This window comes from Vibrio sp. 10N.222.52.B7, assembly GCF_041474275.1.
GTDB lineage: Bacteria > Pseudomonadota > Gammaproteobacteria > Enterobacterales > Vibrionaceae > Vibrio > Vibrio crassostreae_C.
In genome coordinates this window covers 1-410 of record NZ_JBFRTU010000780.1, presented here as the reverse complement: position 1 = coordinate 410, position 410 = coordinate 1, and the positions used below count along the sequence as shown (strand labels likewise).

Annotated in this window: 1 protein-coding gene; it reads right to left on the bottom strand. The window is 42.2% G+C overall.

The window, feature by feature from the left end; genetic code table 11:
• The coding region (locus AB4512_RS25280; protein ID WP_372176208.1) for a TonB-dependent receptor domain-containing protein at positions 1-410 on the bottom strand (410 nt) is incomplete at both ends.

Here is a 410-nt window from a genome sequence, read left to right as displayed (position 1 = left end):
GCTGGTGTACTTATCTGAACCCCAAGAGATACCAAACCCAGTATGCTCTGCGTACTTCTTATCAAGTAGATTATCAACACCAAGATTCACTTCTAGATCTTTAGCAAACGTAGGTGTGTAAGCCGCCCAGATGTTATGAGTTGCGAAACCTGCGCGTTTAATTTCATCACCATCTTCATCCGTGTAATCATTACCCGGTACAAAACGTGAATCCCAACCAAACACAAACTCACTGTTCAGGCTGTAGTTGAAACCCGCCTTGAAGTTGTGAATGCCTGTTTTACTCATATGGCTAGTTTTACCATTCTCTAGATCTTTCTGGTCACCATCAGAGTATGAGTGGTTAGCGTAAACACTTAACGAATCTAACTCATAGCTCAATACGGTTTCAACACCCCACACTTCAACAT